The sequence below is a fragment of the Fredinandcohnia onubensis genome (assembly GCF_002734285.1).
GTDB classification, from domain to species: Bacteria; Bacillota; Bacilli; order Bacillales; family Bacillaceae_L; genus Ferdinandcohnia; species Ferdinandcohnia onubensis_A.
Map to the genome: position 1 here is coordinate 26,438 of NZ_NSEA01000011.1, position 20,287 is coordinate 46,724.

Consider the following 20,287-nt stretch of genomic DNA (forward strand, 5'->3'; position numbering starts at 1 on the left):
AAAAAATCCGAGGATGCTCTCCTCGGATTTTTTTGTATAACAAAGCCCCAAAGTATATACTTTGGGGCTTTCTGTGATTATTTTGTAAGTTCAAGTAAGAGATCACCTGTTTGAATAGCTTCACTGTTTGCAACGTGAATATCCTTCACTATTCCAGTGAAAGGTGCTTGAACAGTAGTTTCCATCTTCATGGCTTCTGTAATCATGAGATGGTCCCCTTTATTCACCTTGTCACCTTTTTCTACTAGTACTTTTATCACAGTACCTGGCATCGTTGCGCCAATATGGTTTTCGTTATCGCGATCAGCTTTTAGTTTAGCAACAACTGTTGATTTAATATTCGTATCTTTAACGATTACCTCACGAGGCTGACCATTCAATTCAAAATAGATAACCCTTGTACCATCTGGTTGAGCTTGACCTACTGAAACAAGTTTAACAATTAATGTTTTTCCTTGTTCAATTTCTACTTCAATTTCTTCTCCTAGTCTCATTCCATAGAAGAAAGTAGGTGTATCTAACATTGAAATATCGCCAAATTGGTCAAACATTTTTTGATAATCCATGAATACCTTTGGATATAAAGCGTAAGAGATCATTTCTTTATTCGATACATCGCGGTGTAAGCTATGTGTTAATGTATCTTTTATCTCGCTAAAATTAACAGACTCTAGTAACTCTCCAGGGCGAACAGTAATTGGTTCGCGTCCTTTAAGGATAATTCGTTGAAGTTCCTTAGGGAACCCACCATGTGGTTGACCTAAAAATCCTTCAAAGAGTTCAACTACTGAATCAGGGAAATCTAGTGTTTCTCCTCTTTCATAAATATCATCTTCAGTGAGATTGTTTTGAACCATGTAGAGCGCCATATCTCCAACTACTTTTGAAGAAGGAGTTACTTTAACAATATCTCCAAACATATCATTTACACGACGATACATTTCTTTAACCTCTTCCCATCTTGTACCGAGGCCAACTCCCTTAGCTTGTTGTTGAAGGTTACTATACTGTCCACCTGGCATTTCATGCTGATAGATTTCAGTATGTGGCGAAGTCATCCCACTTTCAAAATCGTGATAGTATTTACGAACACCTTCCCAATAACGAGCAATCTCTTCATATGCTGTTACAGAAAGTTCAGGTTTTCTTTCTGTACCTTCTAATGCATATAATAATGAGTTTGCACTCGGTTGAGACGTAAGGCCGGCCATTGAACTCACTGCAACGTCAACAATATCAACACCAGCTTCTATAGCTTTTGCATACGTAATTAATCCATTACCACTAGTATCATGTGTGTGTAAATGAATAGGAATTGAAACTGTTTCCTTCAATGCAGAGATTAAAGTATAAGCCGCTTGAGGCTTAAGTAAGCCTGCCATATCCTTAATACCTAGCATATGAGCACCTGATTGCTCAAGCTCCTTTGCTAAGTCTTTGTAATATTGTAGGTCATATTTTGAACGTGTTGGATCTGTTATGTCACCTGTGTAACAAATCGCAGCTTCTGCAATTTTTCCATTGTTACGAACAGAATCGATAGCAAGTGTCATACCTTTAACCCAGTTCAAGCTGTCAAATATACGGAATACATCGATTCCTGATTCAGCTGATTCTTTTACGAATTCACGAATTAGATTATCTGGATAGTTTTTGTAACCAACCGCATTTGATGCACGAAGCAACATTTGGAATAAAATATTTGGTGCTTGTTTTCGTAATGTTGCTAGACGGTCCCACGGTTCTTCATTTAAGAAACGATATGCCACATCAAATGTTGCCCCACCCCACATCTCAAGTGAGAATAATTCTGGTAATAATCTTGCAGTTGGGTCTGCAATATGTTTGATATCATTTGTCCTAAATCTAGTTGCAAGTAGTGATTGGTGAGCATCACGGAAAGTTGTATCAGTAAAGAGAACTTGTTTTTGTTCTTTTACCCAATTCACTACACCCTCTGGACCCTGTTGATCTAGAATTTGTTTGGTTCCTGAAGGTACTGGTTCAGTATGTTTTACTTTTGGTAAAAACGGCTTATCAAACACTGGCTTTCTTTTCTTTTCGACACCAGGGAAACCATTGACAGTTACATTCCCGATATAGGAAAGCATTTTTGTTCCACGGTCCTTTGGTTTAGGAAAAATAAATAGCTCAGGTGAAGAATCGATAAAGGATGTATCATATTCTCCTGATAGGAATTTTTCATGTTTAACAACATTTTCTAAAAACGGGATATTGGTTTTAATTCCACGGATTCTGAATTCCTTCAAGTTTCTGACCATTTTGGATGCAGCTTGTTCAAATGTTAAGGCTTGAGTAGATAACTTAACTAATAATGAATCATAATATGGTGTGATAACTGCACCTTGGAATCCATTTCCTGCATCAAGACGAACACCAAATCCGCCACCACTTCGATAAGCACTAATTTTCCCTGTGTCAGGCATAAAGTTATTTAATGGATCTTCTGTTGTAACACGGGATTGAATTGCATACCCATGGGTTTTGATATCTTCTTGTGCTGGAATGCCAATCTCATTACTATGTATTGAATGACCTTCAGCAACTTGGATTTGTGTTTGTACAATATCAATTCCTGTAATCATTTCTGTAATTGTATGTTCAACCTGTACGCGTGGGTTTACTTCAATAAAGTAGAACTCATCATTCGCTACGAGGAATTCAACAGTTCCAGCATTCAAATACTGAACATTATTCATTAATTTAACAGCAGCCTCACAAATGTCCTGGCGCAATTTCTCTGATAATGATACACTTGGCGCTACTTCAACAACTTTTTGGTGGCGTCGTTGAACAGAGCAATCACGTTCATATAAATGAACAATATTACCTTGACTGTCACCAATAATTTGCACTTCAATGTGCTTTGGATTTTCAATGAGCTTTTCAATATATACTTCATCATTACCAAATGCAGCCTTAGCTTCTGATTTAGCACGTTCGTATGACTCTTTTAATCCAGCCTTACTACGGACAATTCGCATTCCACGTCCGCCACCACCAAGAGATGCCTTGATAATGACTGGATAACCGTGGTCTTCTCCAAATCGTACTGCCTCTTCTAAATTTTTCAAAGGGCCATCACTACCAGGAATAACTGGGATCTCCGCTTTTTCCGCTTGATGTCTAGCTTTTACCTTGTCTCCAAACATATCTAAATGAGAGGATTTTGGTCCTATGAAAATAATATCCTCTTCTTCACATCTTCTCGCAAAATCGATATTTTCAGATAAGAATCCATAACCTGGATGAATCGCATCTACGTCATTTTCTTTTGCGATTTCAATAATCCCTTCAATATCCAAATATGCATCAATTGGTTTTTTTCCTTCACCAACTAAATAAGCCTCATCAGCTTTATAACGATGATATGAGCCTGCATCTTCCTTCGAATATATTGCAACTGTACGAATATGCAACTCCGTACAAGCTCTGAATACACGTATTGCGATTTCTCCCCGATTGGCAACTAGTACCTTCTTGATGCGTTTCTCCATATAAATCCTCCTTTAAATATGAACGTTAATTTATCATCAACATATAGATAATAGTTATCTATAAGAGACATAGTTTTTTTGATAAGTACGAGCTGGTTGATCTTGTGGCTTCTTTTCTTTTGTACTATACATAGAATGATAGTTTGTAAACATCGAAACATTGATTAGAATCCCCATAGATGCCAGTAATAACAATAATGATGATCCTCCATAACTAATAAATGGCAATGTAACTCCCGTGATTGGAATAAGTCCCGTCAAACCACCTAAATTGATAAAGGTTTGAATGGCAACCATGGATGATATACCTACTGCTAGTAAACTACCAAATGGGTCAGTACATTTTCTAGCAATTTGGAATCCTCGAAAAACAATATATGCTAACAATAATAATACAAATAAGACTCCAAATAAACCTAATTCTTCTGCAATAACTGCCATAATGAAATCGGTATGGGCTTCAGGAAGGTAATTAAACTTTTGAATGCTTTGTCCAAGGCCAAGGCCTTTCCAACCACCAGCTCCTAAAGCAATGTAAGAGTTAACTAATTGATGTCCATCATCTTCCGCTTCCCCAAAAGGGTCTAAAAATCCTACAAATCGACCAATTCTCTCTTGGGAAAAAATCTCATCTGATAGAAAGAAAATAACCGGTGATAAAAGTACAGCGGTTATGAGACCTAGCAACATTAATTTCCCTAAGCTTTTAATGCCCATCCCTGAACATACGATAACAGTTAAGGCAATTAAACCAATAATAAATGCTGTACCGTAGTCGGGCTGAATGGCAACTGTAATACAAATAAATAGGGTGAATATGATAGGTGGCATGACAGCCTTATCAAATTGATCGATATAGGATTGTTTTTTAGAATAGACTGCCGCAAGATAAATAATAACACTTAGCTTTGTAAACTCGGAGGGCTGAATTCCCCTTGCACCGACCATGATCCAGCTTTGTGCATTATTGGCAGTATGTCCAACGACGAATACTAATAAAAGCATCGCAACTGAACCTAGGACAATTAAAAGAAGAATTTTTTTTGTAGCATATAGTTTATAAGGTAAAATCATGGTTACGAAAAATGCAACTGCACCTACTAGTAAGGCCATCCTTTGTCTATCAAAAAAGAATGATGGGTTTTCTCCAAACTTTGGGGCTGAGGCAATGACCATGCTTGCACTATAGACCATGACTAGTCCAAAAGAACATAAAAGAAAAACAGCAAGGACTAAAGTATAATCATATGATTTTAAAATTTTCTTGAGCATTGGGCATCTTCCTCTAAATACAAGGTATAATTATTTATTGTACTATATTTTTGCAATATATAATGCAAAAAACCTGTATTTTCTTTTAATCTTATAACCTATTAACCTATATTTCAGTCAAATCCTTTTATAAAAAAATACTGTAAATTTGGTAAGCTGTAAACCCAAATTATAAAAAAACTCAAATTATCCTAAAGTCATGATAATTTGAGTTAATTTATCTATTAGTTTCCTACTTTCGGGTGGAAGCTTCATGTAGAACGGATAATTCACGCTCAAGTTTTGAGATGAGCTCTTTACCTTCATTGCTCTCTATTAAACCCAATCTTACTGCAAAGTCAATTTCTCTGGATAATCCGAACATTTGCGTATCCAGTACTTCTTCATATAATGGGCATTGAGGCATTGTTAAATTATCCATTTGGACTTTGATAAGTTTTAATATTTTTTCAGCATCTGCTTGAAGTAAAGACAGTGCTTTATCACGATGATTCACCGAAATCTCTGAAGTCAATTCATAACCCCTCCGTTTGCGAAGCGATACCTAATCCTATCTATAAATATTAACCTGTATACAATAAAATTGCAAGAATAAATAGAAAAGACTAGTATTCTTTAAAAAGGAACTAATTAACAATTAGTTATTTATCGGTTTCACTCCAATAATAAAAGTGCTGATACTTCCTATTACGTTTCAAAACCTCTATAATGTGTATGAAAGGAATGATTTATCGATGATTATTATGATTGAAGGAAAGACTAAGTATAAAATTACACTTGACCCTAGTGTGTGGATTTTTGATGATCGTAGAGTAGATTTACTTACATATTTCGATTCAAATCAAAAAGTGGAAGAAGATTTAAGCGAATACACAAAGTCAGTTTCAAAGCATTGGGATAGAGAAATACGCGAAGGTGCGATCTACCCTCCTACTCTTAAAACAGAAAAAAAGTTTTTAAAAGAAAAAATATTAACTGGTACATACGGCATTCCATTTGGTGATTTTATTAAAAATGCAGAACCACTAGAAGATGCTACAACTCTAAAAATCGTACAAAAAGAACAAGAAACAACGGTTCCACTAAGTGAAGCATATGATGCTATCCTTGGATTTTCAAATGTAGGTAAACCTTTACGTGAAGATGGTCCTGTCCATTTTTATTTTGGAGATGGCTCAAACCGTGAGAATCCAATAAAACATATAACTCGTTTTATCATTGAATAATGAGAATAGAGCCTGTCACTAACCCTTTTTATCGAGGAAACATGACAGGCTTCATTATTTAAAGAATATCTGCAGCTAATTGGGCAAGGCCAGATCTTTCTCCCTTTACTAATCGAATATGCCCGCCTATTTTTTGGTCCTTAAACTTCTCTACCACATATGTTAACCCATTATTGTATTCATCCAGATATGGATGGTCAATTTGTTCAGTATCACCCATAAACACGATTTTACTCTTTTCCCCTACTCTAGTGAGGATCGTTTTTACCTCGTGCTTGGTTAAATTTTGAGCCTCATCAATAATAATAAACTGCTCAGGGATACTTCTTCCTCGAATATAAGTCAAAGCCTCCACCTCTATCGAACCCATTCCAGCTAAAATGGCATCAAGTTCACCAGGCTTTTTCGTATTAAATAAATATTCAAGATTATCGTAGATTGGCTGCATCCACGGCCGAAGCTTTTCCTGCTTTTCTCCTGGTAAGAAACCGATATCTTTACCAACAGGGACGATTGGGCGGGCGACTAAAAGCTTTTTATACTTGCCCATATCCTCGGTCTGCATCAAACCAGCCGCAAGTGCCAACAAGGTTTTTCCTGTACCGGCCTTGCCTATTAAAGTCACCAATGGAATATCATCTCTTAATAACAGCTCAAACGCCATTGTTTGCTGTACATTCCTAGGTTTAATGCCCCATATATGATCCTGTTTAAAATTAAGTTTTCTAACTACCTTGCCAGTCTTATCGACTATTCCAATAGCGGATGAAGAACCTCCAAGTGCGTCTTTTAATAAGATAAATTGATTTGGATAAAACGGGTGGTTAACTAACTCTGTAACGTGAAGCTCCCCTTTTTCATAAAAAAGGTCAAGTAGGTTTCGATTTATATAAATCTCGAGGAACCCCGAGTATATATGATCAACCTCAACGACACGGTCATTCAGAAAATCTTCAGATTGTAATCCTAATGCATCTGCCTTCACACGAACCAGTGCATCTTTACTAACTAAAATGACCTGTTTCCCATTTTCTTTTTCTTGTTCTTCTAATGAGAGATTTTTGGCAACAGCCAAGATGCGATTATCATTTGTTTTTTCAACAAAGATATCTTGTAATTCATGAAAGGATCTGTGATTTAATTCAATCCTTAAGCTCCCACCAGTTTCAAGCTGTATTTTTTCGTGGAGCTTCCCTGTTTTTCGCAAGTTATCAATGAGTTTTGAAACTTGCCTTGCATTTCTACCTATTTCATCCATATAACGTTTTTTTGAGTCTACCTCTTCTAACACAACCGCTGGTATAACAACCTCATTATCTTTAAATGAATATATTGCTCTGGGATCTTGCAGTAATACATTCGTGTCTAATACATAAATTTTCCCCAAAATCACGCCTCCTACTCAAGTCGGTTTCATTTTTTGTTTTAGGAGTGAAACAGGTTATCCATTCGAGTGAGAATTTTTTATTTTATTATATTAGTCAATCCTCTTTTTGTTCGTATAAGGACGACCTTTGATAAAAATATATGTCTGAATGCATAAAGATAGAAGAATAATTGAACAATAAAAAAAGAAAACACATTGAGCGATAGGAGGCAAAACGGTGAGATATATTAATATCCTTCTGTTCTTAACTATAATTTTTATTATTTCTGGTTGCGGTACAACAAATAATGCTGGAGAAAATGAGAACGATACTCGTGTAAAAGTTCAAAATTCTGTAGATAACCATGTTGACAGAAAAACAGGACAAGAAATTGCGAGTCATCTTGTCGAACTTGCTAGTAGTGTCCCAAATGTAAATGACGCAACCGCCGTTGTTCTTGGGAAGTATGCAATCGTTGGTATTGATGTGAATGCAAAATTAGAACGGTCAAGAGTACAAACAATTAAGTACTCGGTTGCTGAAAGCCTGCAGCATGACCCTCACGGAGCAAATGCAATTGTTGTTGCTGATGCTGATACATTTGAGCGTTTAAAACAAATGAGAAAGCAAATTGAAGATGGACGCCCTGTTACAGGTATTTTGGATGAATTGGCGCAGATTGTCGGCAGATTAGTCCCTGATATTCCAAGCGATTTAATTGATAATAACAATACAGAACCAACGAAAACAAATGACAACCAGCTTAAACAAGAAGAACAACAGAAATTTGATAAAGAACAGCAAGATCAGTCTAATAATAAAATGGGTAATAAATAAAAGATATTGCAGCACGAGAACATGGTTTCTCGTGCTGATTTTATTTTGGGTTTTTGGTTATTAGTTCCTAAGTTTTGATGATGAGGGGCTTTTAGATTGAACTAGTCCAGCGGTTTTAGCATTAATTGAGTTTATGAAGGACTTTATCACCGTGTCTGTGCTTCGTGTGGGACTTCATCCACTCTATGAAGGACTTTACGATCCTGACTGTGCTCCGTTCATGACTTCATCCACCCTATCGAAATCCATCTTTCAACGTTGGTTTCCCCTCGACCCTGTTACAACTGACTAAAATAAAAAACTTCCTAAAAAAGACAAACTTTGTCAGAAAAGTGTGGGTTGTTGTATAATGGGAAAAAAGATACTTGATAATACTAGAGGGGTTCATAAACATGAAAGTAAAATGTGTAATTTGTGATAAGATTGAGGACATCGAGGATGAATCAAGCCAAGCTAAACGTTTGAGAAACCGACCAATCCATACATATATGTGCCAAGAATGCCATGAGCGCATCGAAACAAGAACGAAAGAACGTATCGCAACAAACAAATTCAAGCTATACCGTAAAAAGAAAACAGACGATGATTGGTGGTAATTCGTAATTCAGGATTGCACCTATCCAACGGGCAACTTTCGTCTGGAGCTAAATATAAACAAAAAAGCCAAGCTTACCCGCTCGGCTTTTTTGTTTTATTCGTAGTTCTGATATCTATCAGGATGTTGCTGAATTTGGTCGTGCATGATATCGATTAATTCAATCGGAAACCTTGCACTTTTTGCTTCCCCATCAATTGTATACTTCACAAAGTACATAACATCATCTTTTTCAATTTCGATATCCTTTAGTTTAAACTCATTCACTAAAATATCCTCAAAAAGATCGTACGTTTCCTTTGCGGCTTTATCATCAGGTCTTGCTTCAGCCACAACTTTAATCGTTAACCAATTATAGATTGCATCTTGCAAGGATTTCATTAAATTGCCTCCCTATTTTACGCTTCACTTTTTTTTGATTGGTGAAGTCGAATTTTATAAATGATTAAAATAAGAGCGGCAATCGCCAATCCTTCTGCTATTGGTAGGAATGCACCTAAAAACGTTAAAATTGTACACCCTAAGGCAAGAAATAAATAAATCACAATATTTTTTAACAATGGCAACTTCTTTGCAAAACCTAACTTGAAGACAATAATTGTCAAAAGTAAGATCACAATGTATAACATATTTGAACCGACACTTGGCGTTGTCGAACTATAGATTGTTTTTGCAACTGGCCACATATGTTCGTATACATCCATTCATACCCCTCCTTCTCACACTTTCCTATTATCAAATGCGCCTTGGCGTATTTGCGCCCAGATTTTTTTCGAGCTTGCTCGAAAAACTTCCTTTAAAAAATCTGTGGCATCGGCCGAAGGCTTAACTTTATACAGCTGGGTTATGAACCCCTGAATGAATTGTATTTTTTTACAGGTCCCCACTTAGAGAAGCAGAGATTTTTGCTGTATAAAGTTAAAGTATCAGAAAGGGACAAGGTTCACAACATTATTGATTCACTTCAGCAAGTTTTTTTCGTTTTGCTGCTTTTTCACGTTCATTCTTATCAAGAACTTTCTTACGTAAACGGATGGATTCTGGTGTAACCTCACAGTACTCATCATCGTTTAGGTATTCAAGTGATTCTTCTAATGACATGATGCGAGGCTTTTTCATTGTTGTTGTTTGGTCTTTGTTCGCTGAACGCATGTTTGTCATTTGTTTCATCTTCACGATATTAACGGTTAGGTCATTTTCACGAGTGTGTTCACCAACAATCATACCTTCATAAACTTCTGTACCTGGTTCAACGAAGATAGTTCCACGGTCTTCAACACCCATAATACCGTATTGAGAAGCTTTTCCTGATTCCATTGAAACAAGAACCCCTTGTCTACGTCCACCAACATTACCTGTTGCCATTGGTTTGTAGCTATCAAAGGTATGATTCAAAATACCAAACCCTCTTGTTAGAGTTAAGAATTCCGTTGTATATCCAATAAGACCACGTGCAGGCACCATAAAGATGAGTCGTACTTGACCATTACCATTGTTGATCATGTCTAACATTTCACCTTTACGAGCTCCAATCGACTCCATAATGGAACCAGTATGCTCTTCAGGAACATCGATTTGCACACGCTCAACTGGCTCACAACGTACGCCATCAATTTCTCTTACAATAACTTCTGGCTTCGAAACCTGAAGCTCATATCCTTCACGGCGCATATTTTCAATTAAAATTGATAAATGCAGCTCGCCACGACCAGAAACAATCCATGCATCTGGTGAATCAGTGTTCTCAACTCGTAAGCTTACATCTGTTTGAAGCTGTGCACGCAAGCGCTCTTCAATTTTACGAGAAGTTATAAATTTCCCTTCACGTCCAGCAAAAGGACTATTGTTAACTAGAAACGTCATTTGTAGAGTTGGTTCGTCAATATGAAGGACTGGTAGAGCATCTTGGTGTTCAATTGGACATACGGTTTCACCAACATTTATATCTTCCATACCAGAAACCGCAACGAGATCTCCCGCTTTTGCTTCCTGGATTTCAACACGTTTCAAGCCTGAGAAACCAAATATCTTTGTCACACGGAATTGTTTAACACTTCCATCTAATTTCATTAAGGCAACTTGCTGTCCAACGTGCATGGTTCCTCTGAATACACGGCCAATTCCAATTCTTCCTACATAGTCATTATAATCAAGCAATGCTACTTGGAATTGAAGTGGTTCTTCACTATTATCAACTGGAGCAGGGATGTTTTCGATGATACAGTTGAATAATGCTTCCATATTTTCATCTTGTTGATGTGGATCTGTACTTGCAGTTCCATTGATAGCTGAAGCATATACAACTGGGAACTCTAATTGTTCCTCAGAAGCATCAAGTTCGATAAATAAGTCAATTACTTCGTCAACAACTTCTTCTGGACGAGCAAAGTCACGGTCAATTTTATTGACAACAACAATTGGAGTAAGATTTTGTTCCAATGCTTTTTTCAATACAAAACGAGTTTGTGGCATACAGCCTTCATAAGCATCAACAACTAATAATACCCCGTCTACCATTTTCATAATACGCTCAACTTCTCCACCGAAGTCAGCATGTCCTGGTGTATCCATGATATTGATTCGCGTGTCTTTATAATTAATTGCCGTATTTTTGGCGAGAATGGTGATACCACGTTCACGTTCTATGTCATTTGAATCCATGGCACGTTCTTCTACATGCTCATTTGTACGGAATGTTCCTGATTGGTGAAGCATTGTATCAACCAGTGTTGTTTTACCATGGTCTACGTGAGCGATAATTGCTATATTTCGTAAATCATTTCGTATTGTCACTATTATACATCTCCTAGTATCAATTTAAGGATAAATTAATTTTACATTTTTTTACTTTCGAAAAGGACTGGAACTAAAACATTATATACCAAACAGTAGAAATAATACACATTTATCTGTAAAATAAATTATGGAAAGGGGCCCATACTATGAAAAACGTAAATTTGCCAATGCTCTTGTTCGCCATTGCAACTGCAGTATGCATTATGTTAATTGGAGTATCAATTGCTGAAAGAAGTCTGTTAGGTATTATTCTGTCTATTATCGCTGTAATTATTGTGACAGGTTTAGGATTTACCACAAAGAAAAAAATGCGTGAGAATGGCAGAATCTAAATTCTGCTTTCCTCACGCTTTATTTATGATTTTATTTCCTTTTTAAGAATTGTGTAAAGATCTCTTTATGTAAATTCGGTCTTGCAACAAATACACTGTTTTCCTTTAAGAAGTTTAATGGCTCTCCATCGAGTGTTGTTACGACCCCACCTACTTCATTTAAAAGAACAACCCCAGCTGCAAAATCCCAAGGTGATAAACGCATTGTAATGTAGACATCAATTCTGCCAGTCACAACATAAGCCAACTCTAGTGCTGCTGATCCATAAGAACGAGTGCCACGAACAGCATTGACAATCGGTATCAAGATTTTAGGATCAATTCGTTTATTTTCGGTTACCCATGTAGCATTTATGGCAACAATTGCTTTTTCCAAAGGGACTTCCCCTAACGGTTCAATTTTTGTGGAGTTAAAATACGCCCCTTGACCTTTACGTGCATGATATAGCTCATCATGAACAACATCGTAAATAAGGCCAATTTGCCCCACTCCATCTTCATATACGGCAACCGAAATGGCAAAATTACGTTGTTGATGAATAAAATTCATTGTCCCGTCAATCGGATCAATAATCCAAGTGATACCATCTAAGGATTGGAGCTTATCTCCAAAGCCTTCCTCCCCAAGAATTTTGTGAGACGGAAACGTCTCATGAATCTTTCCAATAAAAAATTGTTCCGTTTCCTTATCCATGTTAGTCACGAGGTCATCTGGGTTTGATTTTGATTCAACTACAAGCTTTGTTTTAAAAGAATCCCGAATCCGTTCTCCCGCCTCTTTTATCCAATGTTTTGCAAATTTATCGATTTCGTCCCAATTTACCATATCAGTACCTCACTTTTTTCATCTCAAAGGATAGTATGTGCTATGTATCTTTCTTTAAAAGCATACTTTACTTATTTATGGACATGCAAGCAATAAGGAAAGCGAACCAACTCAGGTTCGCTTTCGCTCCTCTTTTATACTTCAATTTTAATCATTTCTTGGCTTAATTTTTGTAATTTCTTTTTACATTCTGCTTTTTTCTCTTCATCTTTTTCAATCATCGCATCATAAAGGGTTGCCAATTCATAATCTACTTCTAAACGTAACACAGCCAAGCGTTTTTCTCCGTCTTTTCGCTTTAAGTCATTAATCACTTGTTTCAATTTCCGCACCCCTTTCCACTATGTCGATCTTCCACTTTCCCTCATTGACTAATACTGCTAGTTACTTCTATCTTATGAAAAAACTAGAGCATTGTAACAAATATGTGCGTATACCTAGATAAGCTTTAGGTTTTAATTTCGAGCATGCTAGTTTAGCTTTCTAATTGTTTTTGCTAAAATACAAGAAGGAATATCATTAGGAGGAAAAATTCAATGGCTTTTACAGGGTTTACAAAAGAAGACTTTAATGTGTTTACAATAAATGGACTTGAAGACCGCATGGATGCACTGATTAAACATGTTCGACCAAAATTAGAGGAATTAGGGGATCATTTTGCCCCTACACTCTCGAGTCTTTCAGGAGATGAAATGTTTGCTCATGTTGCAAAACATGCAAGAAGGACGATTAATCCACCTAAAGATACTTGGGTAGCTTTTGCAAATAATAAGCGTGGGTATAAAATGCTGCCTCATTTTCAAATCGGATTATGGAATACACATCTATTTGTTTGGTTCGCTGTAATTTACGAGGCACCTATCAAGGCTGAATTTGGTCATGTATTAATGGAGCACTCAAAAAAAATTAGAGAAAGTGTCCCAAATCATTTTGTATGGTCAGTCGATCATACAAAACCAGAAACTCTTATTCATCAGGAGTTAAGTGAACAAGATCTTGAATCAATGTTCACACGACTACAAACTGTTAAAAAGGCCGAAATCCTATGTGGAATTAACATCCCTCGAGATAAAGTGGTTGAAATGAACGCTGAAGAGTTAGTACGAGTAATTGATGGAACTTTCAGAAAGTTACTTCCATTATACCAGTTAGCGCAAGAAAGTTCAAAGTAAGTTTCGAAAAGGAATTCATTTTTCGACAAGCCTGCATACCAAAAAGGATGTCTTATTGTAAAAGACATCCTTTTTGTTTACATTTTGATTATTTCCATATCTTTTTTTGCTTTTTGGATAACACGGTATGCAGAATACCCGCTTGTTTCTTCAAATTCTCCACAAACTTGTTTTTCTTCTGCCTTGCTAGGAACAATTTCTTTAAAGCGTTTATAAGCCTGCATCATTTTTTCCCTTGCTATTCCCTTCTCATATGCCCTTTCAACACATTCAAAAAAGGCAATCACATCGACTACCTCGTCTGTGCTCCAGTCATATGAAATCGGGTATTGATAATCCAAACGACTTCACCTCTATTTATTCCACTTTGACCTAATTTGCTCGGCTTCAGTAATCATTCGCTCAAACAACTCAGCAACTGTTGGTTCATCCTTGATGAGGCCCATTACTTGACCAGCCCATGCAAATCCTCCATCTAGTTTACCATCATAGATATAGCTCATATTAGCTTGACCACTTATGTATTCCTTTAATCCTTCATATCCACTGTTTGCAGCTTCAAGCTCTAGGATTTTTGATGACCATTCATTTGAAATGACACGCCCTGGTGCACCTAGTGATCGTTTAATTACGACTGTATCATTTTCTGTTCCTTTAATCAATGCATCTTTATATCCTTGATGGGCATGAACACATTCTTTCGTCGCAATAAAGCGTGTACCCATTTCAATACCTTCTGCTCCCAAGCTTAACGCAGCCATCAAACCTCGGCCATCACCGATTCCACCAGAAGCGATAACTGGAATGGAAACTGCATCTACAACTTGTGGAATAAGAACCATTGTTCCAATATCCTGTCTACCAAGATGACCACCACCCTCTTGACCAACTACCATAACAGCGTCTGCTCCTAACTCCTCTGCTTTTTCTGCTTGTCTTCTGGCAGCAACCAGAACAAGCTTCTTCATATTAACACCCTTTAATTGTTCAAAAATTGGAGCAGGATTTCCGCCAGTCATTGTGATGACAGGAACTTCTTCCTCAATTGCTACATCAAGCATGTCCGAGAACGGTCTTCCATGCTGTCCAATCGCATAGTTAACCCCAAATGGTTTGTTTGTTAGTTCTTTTACTTTTTTAATTTCAGTACGAAGATCTTCTGGTGTGTCAAGTGACATAGCAGTTATTTGACCAAGGCCACCTGCATTTGATACAGCTGCTGCAAGTTCCGAATAGGCTAAATACGCAAGTCCTCCTTGAATGATTGGATACTTAATTCCCAATAAAGTTGAAACCTTTGTTTCCCAATTCATTATACTCCCACCTTTCATTAATCCTTTTCGATGTCGGTACTCAAAACTCCTCTTTTTTCCTTTAGTCCAAGTTAAAGCGTGAGCTACAACTCATTTTGTAAAAGTTATAAAGCAAAGTTTAACAGTTCAAAAAATGTTTAATAATTACTTGTTGTGACAATTTAAAAGTAAGAAATATTTTTATATGCAAACGGTAAGAGAAATGCTATAATTCATTTGTTTTATGTAGAAAAAAGTAGAATAAAACACTCAATTTTTATTCTGAAATATAAATAAAGAGGTGTGGTTATCAATTGTCACAAAATGAAACACCATTATTTACTGGTCTTATTGAACACTCAAAAAAGAACCCAACTCAATTCCATATACCTGGACATAAAAAAGGCGCCGGGATTGATCCAGAATTTCGTAACTTTATCGGGGACAATGCCCTTTCAATTGACCTCATTAATATCGGACCCTTAGATGATCTCCACCAACCTAAAGGCATAATTAAGCAAGCTCAAGACCTTGCAGCTAAAGCCTTTGGTGCAGATCACACTTTCTTTTCCGTTCAAGGTACAAGTGGGGCAATTATGACAATGGTCATGGCTGTATGTGGCCCTGGAGATAAAATCATCGTACCTAGAAATGTCCACAAGTCTGTTATGTCAGCCATTGTATTCTCAGGAGCAGTGCCAATCTTCATTCATCCTGAGATTGATAATACTTTGGGAATTTCTCATGGAATCACTACAGACTCTGTTAACAAAGCGCTTGAACAGCATCCAGATGCAAAAGGATTACTAGTGATTAATCCAACCTACTTCGGTGTTGCTGCTGACCTAAAGAAGATTGTAGAAATTGCTCATTCTTATGAAGTACCGGTACTCGTTGACGAAGCACATGGCGTTCATATTCACTTTCATGATGGGCTACCGCTATCTGCCATGCAGGCAGGTGCAGATATGGCTGCAACAAGCGTCCATAAGCTAGGAGGCTCAATGACACAAAGCTCTATTTTAAATGTTAGAGAAGGCTTAGTGTCAGCTAACAGGGTTCAAACGATCTTAAGTATGCTAACAACAACATCTACATCTTATTTATTATTAGCATCTTTGGATGTTGCGAGAAGAAGATTAGTGACAGAAGGATATGACCTGATTGAAAAAACGATTCAATTAGCCAACTATATGAGGGAAAAGATCAATGAAATAGAAAAACTTAAATGTATCGGACGCGAAATTTTAGGCTCTAAAGCTACATTTGACTTTGATCCAACAAAATTAATAATTTCTGTAAAAGACCTTGGTATTACAGGTTCGGATGCAGAAGTTTGGCTTCGTGAAAAATACAATATTGAAGTGGAAATGTCCGACCTATACAACATTCTTTGTATCGTAACACCTGGTGATACGAAGAAAGAAGCTGATTTACTAATTGCTGCACTTGCGAATTTATCTGATGAAGTCTCACATCTTTCAGAATCTAGAATTGTACCAGAAGTTTTACTTCCAGATATCCCAGTACTTGCTTTATCGCCTCGTGATGCATTTTATTCTGAAACTGAAGTTGTTCCATTTGAAGAATCCGCTGGCAGAGTAATTGCTGAATTTATCATGGTGTATCCACCAGGTATTCCAATTTTCATCCCTGGAGAAATTATAACCGAGGAGAACTTAACGTATATTCAAACCAATATTGAAGCAGGTCTCCCCGTCCAAGGACCCGAGGATTATGATTTAAAACACTTGCGAGTTATAAAAGAACACAAAGCCATTAAATAAAGACGAAAAAGAAGCATGCAAATTTTATTGCATGCTTTTATTTTTTATTAAGTTATTTATCTTCGTGATTGCAATCGCAGTGGTCGCAAGTTGAATAAAGTGTTGTAACCTTCTCATACTCAAAATGTTCAATTGTTTTACTACAAGTTTGACAGATGATTGTACCCATTATTCAAAGCCCCTTTCGAAAAGTAGATTCTTAAACTTCCTTTGAAAACGTTTTATGTTATGTTATTTATATAATAGTATGACACAATTGGTTCGTCAATAGTTAATTGTATATCATTTTAAATTATTTTTAGATGTTTTTTATCATACTTGTTGAATTACGATGCATATTCACGTCATATAACAGAAAGTTGTAACTATTACCCATTAAATGCTAGAATAATAGTAACTTAGAGATAAAAACATACATAATTAATCAATCTGGAGTAGGAGTGAAAAGTTTGGAAAACGCATTCATAAAGCTTGTTCCAGCATCAAACACACAAAGTGTATCACTAGATGATGTAAAAGATCTCTTTAGCTATTACAAGGAAATTACAAGCAAAACGGGACAGCAGCTGGATTGGGATTACGACAACGCTGCCTTTCCATACGACATAAAAGAGATAAACCAAGAACATAATTGGTTTTATTTAAAATCCGATCATCAAAAATATAATGCAATCGTAGTGGGCGTTGGCCAAGAGGAGCTTGAAGGTGAAGATGGTGAACAAATTGAGCAATCCTATATCCAAGTCACCCTTCCTCAAGTGTCAACCACTGGCGACAAAGGAAAAGCTAATGAGTTCTGCAAGTTTTTAGCCAAAAAACTTGAAGGAGAATTACATCTATTTAACGGAAGAATTATGTATTTTTACAAACGAAAATAACCATCTAAGGAAGGAAGAAAAGACCATATCATTAAGATGTGGTCTATTTCTATGTAAATGCCCAAAAAACCTTTTCAAATGAGAAAAAACAGAAAAACGAAATAGCCGTAATCAAGAAGGAACTCTTTCGTGTTAGTCCAATTTTGGTAGCGATTAAAAAAGCAAGATAACAAAAGATCACTAATAAAATACCCTTCGCAAAAAGACTATCGGAACGTGATAACCATGTAACCAAAGAAAATGTACTCCATATTAATACCTGGATCAATCCAATTACATATACCTTCATGAAGAAACTCCCCTTTTATCAGCAATAAAGGAACTAAGACCATGTACGCATGCTTGTCTCTATGAATTTCTTTTTACTATATTAATTAATATGCACAGAAATATGGTAGTATTTTTCATTTATGTAACAAATCGATGACATTGGAAAGAATTTTATGAATACATGATAAAATGAATTTAAATTGAAAAATAGGTGTTTTGTATTATACAAATTTAGATGTAAAGACCTATACTTTTGACTATTTTATGGAAGAGTGATTAACAAAATGAAAGCATTTACCCTAATCATACTTTCTTTTATTTTCCTTTCCTCATGTTCTTCATACCAAACGCAGCCTACATTGCCAGAAATAGATGAAAAACAAATCATCTTTTTTTCCGATGAAGATAATCTTCACAATGAAAGTAATTATTATGATGCCTTACTGGAGCTTAGAAATAAATTCCCAACTGAAATCGCAAATATGAAGGTTGTTTCTTCTGAAGATAATAGATTGTATACGAAGTATAAGATTGAAGAATATCCTTCTTTATTAATTATTGAACAAAATAAAGTCCTTGAAAAAATTGAAGGGAATGTTGACAAGGAAGAAATTATCATTCCCATTGAAAACGTCTTGTCGACTTCAACTAGTTCAAAAAAATAAGTAAAAAAATCGCCCCGAATTCGGAGCGATTTTTTACATTTATTATTTCACAATGTGAATTGGAGATCCTAAAGCAACTTCTGCTGCTTCCATTGTAATTTCACCTAGAGTTGGGTGAGCATGAATTGTCATTGCGATATCTTCAGCTGTCATACCAGCTTCAATAGCAAGGCCTAATTCAGAAATAATATCTGATGCACTTTCACCAGCTACCTGAGCACCGATTAGTAGTCCATCCTCTTTACGAGTAATTAACTTTACAAAACCGTCAGTTGCCTCAAGTGCAAGCGCACGACCATTTGCAGCATATGGGAATTTAGCTGCTACAACTTCAATTCCTTCGTCTTTTGCTTGTTGTTCATTGTATCCAACTGTCGCTAGTTCAGGTTCAGAGAATACAACAGCAGGAATACCTAAGTAGTCGATTTCTGATGGCTCACCAGCAATTGCTTCTGCTGCAATTTTACCTTCGTATGAAGCTTTATGTGCTAATTGAGGTCCAGGAACAATATCACCGATTGCGTAGATGTTACTTACACTTGTACGGCATTGTTTATCGATCTCAATTACGCCTCTTTCATTCATTTTAACACCAGCAAGCTCTAAACCAAGCTCATCGGTATTAGCACGACGACCTACCATTACGAATACATAGTCTGCGTCAATTGAATGTTCTTCGCCTTTTGCTTCATACTTTACTGTTACACCATTTTCAGTCTCTTCTACACCTTTAGCAAGAGCCTTAGTAATAATTTCAGCACCTTTTTTCTTAAGGTTCTTTTTAACAATAGAAGTCATTTGTTTTTCAAAACCAAGAAGGATGTCATCTGCTCCCTCTAGAATTGTTACTTGTGATCCAAAGTTTGCATAAGCACCACCAAGCTCAATACCAATTACACCACCGCCGATTACGACGATTTTTTCTGGTACTTCCTTTAGTCCAAGTGCGCCAGTTGAATCAAGAACACGTTTTGAATATTTAAATGATGGAATTTCGATTGGACGAGAACCTGTAGCAATAATTGCATTTTTGAAATTGTAAGTTTGTGCAGCGTTATCACTCATAACACGTAAAGAGTTTGCATCTACGAAATATGCTTCCCCTTTTACAACTTCAACCTTATTACCTTTTAATAGTCCTGCAACTCCACCAGTTAATTTCTTGACAACACTATCTTTAAAAGCTTGAACTTTTGAAAAATCAAGTGTTACATTTTCAGCTTTGATTCCCATTGATTCAGAATTCTTAGCTGTTTCATAACGGTGTCCAGCGGAGATTAGCGCCTTAGATGGGATACATCCAACGTTAAGACAAACACCACCAACAGTGTCTTTCTCTACAATCGTAACTTTTTGTCCTAGTTGTGCAGCACGAATCGCTGCAACATATCCACCAGGTCCAGCACCAATAACTATTGTGTCTGTTTCAATTGGGAAATCTCCTACTACCATGT

21 protein-coding genes are annotated in these 20,287 nt (G+C 36.5%); 8 read left to right on the forward strand and 13 right to left on the reverse strand.

Annotation, left to right across the window (positions count from 1 at the left end; genetic code table 11):
* Positions 1-77: 77 nt before the first annotated feature.
* The 3 genes from pyc to CKJ95_RS11525 all read right to left on the reverse strand — a co-directional run bounded on the left by pyc (position 78) and on the right by CKJ95_RS11525 (position 5,304).
* Positions 78-3,518, reverse strand: a complete 3,441-nt coding sequence (gene pyc, locus CKJ95_RS11515) for a pyruvate carboxylase (protein ID WP_099353575.1) — start codon at positions 3,516-3,518, stop codon at positions 78-80.
* 54 nt (positions 3,519-3,572) lie between these two features.
* Positions 3,573-4,790 carry a putative lipid II flippase FtsW gene (gene ftsW, locus CKJ95_RS11520; protein ID WP_099353576.1) on the reverse strand — a complete coding sequence of 406 codons (1,218 nt, stop codon included), beginning with the start codon at positions 4,788-4,790 and terminating at the stop codon, positions 3,573-3,575.
* 232 nt (positions 4,791-5,022) lie between these two features.
* The gene (locus CKJ95_RS11525; protein WP_099353577.1) at positions 5,023-5,304 is read right to left on the reverse strand and encodes a YlaN family protein; all 282 of its coding nucleotides are present in this window, start codon (positions 5,302-5,304) and stop codon (positions 5,023-5,025) included.
* 220 nt (positions 5,305-5,524) lie between these two features.
* Here CKJ95_RS11525 and CKJ95_RS11530 point away from each other — a divergent pair, with 220 nt between their 5' ends.
* On the forward strand, positions 5,525-6,016 hold the full coding sequence (locus CKJ95_RS11530; RefSeq protein WP_099353578.1) for a hypothetical protein: 492 nt from the start codon (positions 5,525-5,527) through the stop codon (positions 6,014-6,016).
* 58 nt (positions 6,017-6,074) lie between these two features.
* Here CKJ95_RS11530 and CKJ95_RS11535 read toward each other — a convergent pair whose 3' ends face one another.
* Positions 6,075-7,403 carry a PhoH family protein gene (locus CKJ95_RS11535; RefSeq protein ID WP_099353579.1) on the reverse strand — a complete coding sequence of 443 codons (1,329 nt, stop codon included), beginning with the start codon at positions 7,401-7,403 and terminating at the stop codon, positions 6,075-6,077.
* Between the two features lie 217 nt (positions 7,404-7,620).
* Between CKJ95_RS11535 and CKJ95_RS11540 the strand changes: the two genes are divergently transcribed.
* Positions 7,621-8,220, forward strand: coding sequence for a YhcN/YlaJ family sporulation lipoprotein (locus tag CKJ95_RS11540; RefSeq protein ID WP_373604850.1), 600 nt, complete (start codon positions 7,621-7,623; stop codon positions 8,218-8,220).
* A gap of 392 nt (positions 8,221-8,612) precedes the next feature.
* On the forward strand, positions 8,613-8,816 hold the full coding sequence (locus CKJ95_RS11545) for a YlaI family protein (protein WP_099353580.1): 204 nt from the start codon (positions 8,613-8,615) through the stop codon (positions 8,814-8,816).
* Positions 8,817-8,911: 95 nt separating this feature from the next.
* Here CKJ95_RS11545 and CKJ95_RS11550 read toward each other — a convergent pair whose 3' ends face one another.
* The 3 genes from CKJ95_RS11550 to typA form a co-directional block, all read right to left on the reverse strand.
* The gene (locus tag CKJ95_RS11550; RefSeq protein ID WP_099353581.1) at positions 8,912-9,196 is read right to left on the reverse strand and encodes a hypothetical protein; all 285 of its coding nucleotides are present in this window, start codon (positions 9,194-9,196) and stop codon (positions 8,912-8,914) included.
* A 17-nt stretch (positions 9,197-9,213) separates the two neighbouring features.
* Entirely contained in the window at positions 9,214-9,519 is a 306-nt protein-coding gene (locus tag CKJ95_RS11555; protein WP_099353582.1) for a YlaH-like family protein, read from the reverse strand.
* A gap of 247 nt (positions 9,520-9,766) precedes the next feature.
* Positions 9,767-11,608 (reverse strand): translational GTPase TypA, encoded by a 1,842-nt coding sequence (typA, locus tag CKJ95_RS11560; RefSeq protein WP_099353583.1) that lies wholly within the window; start codon positions 11,606-11,608, stop codon positions 9,767-9,769.
* A gap of 149 nt (positions 11,609-11,757) precedes the next feature.
* On the opposite strand from typA, the gene CKJ95_RS11565 reads away from it, so the two are divergent.
* Positions 11,758-11,943: a YlaF family protein gene (locus CKJ95_RS11565; RefSeq protein WP_099353584.1), complete on the forward strand. Its 186-nt coding sequence runs from the start codon at positions 11,758-11,760 to the stop codon at positions 11,941-11,943.
* A 31-nt stretch (positions 11,944-11,974) separates the two neighbouring features.
* On the opposite strand, the gene CKJ95_RS11570 is transcribed toward CKJ95_RS11565, so the two are convergent.
* Both CKJ95_RS11570 and CKJ95_RS11575 read right to left on the reverse strand, forming a co-directional pair.
* Complete coding sequence (locus CKJ95_RS11570; RefSeq protein WP_099353585.1) at positions 11,975-12,769, reverse strand: inositol monophosphatase family protein; 795 nt, start codon at positions 12,767-12,769, stop codon at positions 11,975-11,977.
* A 134-nt stretch (positions 12,770-12,903) separates the two neighbouring features.
* Positions 12,904-13,092 carry a hypothetical protein gene (locus CKJ95_RS11575; RefSeq protein ID WP_099353586.1) on the reverse strand — a complete coding sequence of 63 codons (189 nt, stop codon included), beginning with the start codon at positions 13,090-13,092 and terminating at the stop codon, positions 12,904-12,906.
* 213 nt (positions 13,093-13,305) lie between these two features.
* Between CKJ95_RS11575 and CKJ95_RS11580 the strand changes: the two genes are divergently transcribed.
* On the forward strand, positions 13,306-13,941 hold the full coding sequence (locus tag CKJ95_RS11580) for a YktB family protein (protein WP_099353587.1): 636 nt from the start codon (positions 13,306-13,308) through the stop codon (positions 13,939-13,941).
* 77 nt (positions 13,942-14,018) lie between these two features.
* Here the strand turns inward: CKJ95_RS11580 and CKJ95_RS11585 are convergent, their stop codons facing one another.
* Positions 14,019-14,282, reverse strand: coding sequence for a UPF0223 family protein (locus CKJ95_RS11585; RefSeq protein WP_099353588.1), 264 nt, complete (start codon positions 14,280-14,282; stop codon positions 14,019-14,021).
* A 12-nt stretch (positions 14,283-14,294) separates the two neighbouring features.
* The gene (locus tag CKJ95_RS11590) at positions 14,295-15,254 is read right to left on the reverse strand and encodes an NAD(P)H-dependent flavin oxidoreductase (protein ID WP_099353589.1); all 960 of its coding nucleotides are present in this window, start codon (positions 15,252-15,254) and stop codon (positions 14,295-14,297) included.
* Positions 15,255-15,547: 293 nt separating this feature from the next.
* On the opposite strand from CKJ95_RS11590, the gene CKJ95_RS11595 reads away from it, so the two are divergent.
* Complete coding sequence (locus CKJ95_RS11595) at positions 15,548-17,020, forward strand: aminotransferase class I/II-fold pyridoxal phosphate-dependent enzyme (RefSeq protein ID WP_099353590.1); 1,473 nt, start codon at positions 15,548-15,550, stop codon at positions 17,018-17,020.
* 52 nt (positions 17,021-17,072) lie between these two features.
* On the opposite strand, the gene CKJ95_RS11600 is transcribed toward CKJ95_RS11595, so the two are convergent.
* Complete coding sequence (locus tag CKJ95_RS11600) at positions 17,073-17,189, reverse strand: GapA-binding peptide SR1P (RefSeq protein WP_099353591.1); 117 nt, start codon at positions 17,187-17,189, stop codon at positions 17,073-17,075.
* A gap of 280 nt (positions 17,190-17,469) precedes the next feature.
* Between CKJ95_RS11600 and CKJ95_RS11605 the strand changes: the two genes are divergently transcribed.
* Together CKJ95_RS11605 and CKJ95_RS11615 are read left to right on the forward strand one after the other, a co-directional pair.
* Positions 17,470-17,898 (forward strand): DUF1885 family protein, encoded by a 429-nt coding sequence (locus CKJ95_RS11605; protein WP_099353592.1) that lies wholly within the window; start codon positions 17,470-17,472, stop codon positions 17,896-17,898.
* A 554-nt stretch (positions 17,899-18,452) separates the two neighbouring features.
* A complete protein-coding gene (locus tag CKJ95_RS11615) occupies positions 18,453-18,833 on the forward strand; it encodes a hypothetical protein (protein WP_099353594.1) in 381 nt (126 codons plus the stop codon).
* A 42-nt stretch (positions 18,834-18,875) separates the two neighbouring features.
* On the opposite strand, the gene lpdA is transcribed toward CKJ95_RS11615, so the two are convergent.
* Positions 18,876-20,285, reverse strand: coding sequence for a dihydrolipoyl dehydrogenase (gene lpdA, locus CKJ95_RS11620; RefSeq protein WP_099353595.1), 1,410 nt, complete (start codon positions 20,283-20,285; stop codon positions 18,876-18,878).
* Positions 20,286-20,287 lie beyond the last annotated feature (2 nt).

Excerpts from the sequence above, each read along its gene's own strand:
- CKJ95_RS11555 (WP_099353582.1), bottom strand. The coding sequence starts at position 9,519 with ATGGATGTATACGAACATATGTGGCCAGTTGCAAAAACAATCTATAGT.
- CKJ95_RS11530 (WP_099353578.1), top strand. The coding sequence starts at position 5,525 with ATGATTATTATGATTGAAGGAAAGACTAAGTATAAAATTACACTTGAC.
- CKJ95_RS11565 (WP_099353584.1), top strand. The coding sequence starts at position 11,758 with ATGAAAAACGTAAATTTGCCAATGCTCTTGTTCGCCATTGCAACTGCA.
- lpdA (WP_099353595.1), bottom strand. The coding sequence starts at position 20,285 with ATGGTAGTAGGAGATTTCCCAATTGAAACAGACACAATAGTTATTGGT.
- CKJ95_RS11550 (WP_099353581.1), bottom strand. The coding sequence starts at position 9,196 with ATGAAATCCTTGCAAGATGCAATCTATAATTGGTTAACGATTAAAGTT.
- CKJ95_RS11545 (WP_099353580.1), top strand. The coding sequence starts at position 8,613 with ATGAAAGTAAAATGTGTAATTTGTGATAAGATTGAGGACATCGAGGAT.
- CKJ95_RS11615 (WP_099353594.1), top strand. The coding sequence starts at position 18,453 with ATGAAAGCATTTACCCTAATCATACTTTCTTTTATTTTCCTTTCCTCA.
- pyc (WP_099353575.1), bottom strand. The coding sequence starts at position 3,518 with ATGGAGAAACGCATCAAGAAGGTACTAGTTGCCAATCGGGGAGAAATC.
- CKJ95_RS11590 (WP_099353589.1), bottom strand. The coding sequence starts at position 15,254 with ATGAATTGGGAAACAAAGGTTTCAACTTTATTGGGAATTAAGTATCCA.
- CKJ95_RS11580 (WP_099353587.1), top strand. The coding sequence starts at position 13,306 with ATGGCTTTTACAGGGTTTACAAAAGAAGACTTTAATGTGTTTACAATA.
- ftsW (WP_099353576.1), bottom strand. The coding sequence starts at position 4,790 with ATGCTCAAGAAAATTTTAAAATCATATGATTATACTTTAGTCCTTGCT.
- CKJ95_RS11570 (WP_099353585.1), bottom strand. The coding sequence starts at position 12,769 with ATGGTAAATTGGGACGAAATCGATAAATTTGCAAAACATTGGATAAAA.
- CKJ95_RS11600 (WP_099353591.1), bottom strand. The coding sequence starts at position 17,189 with ATGGGTACAATCATCTGTCAAACTTGTAGTAAAACAATTGAACATTTT.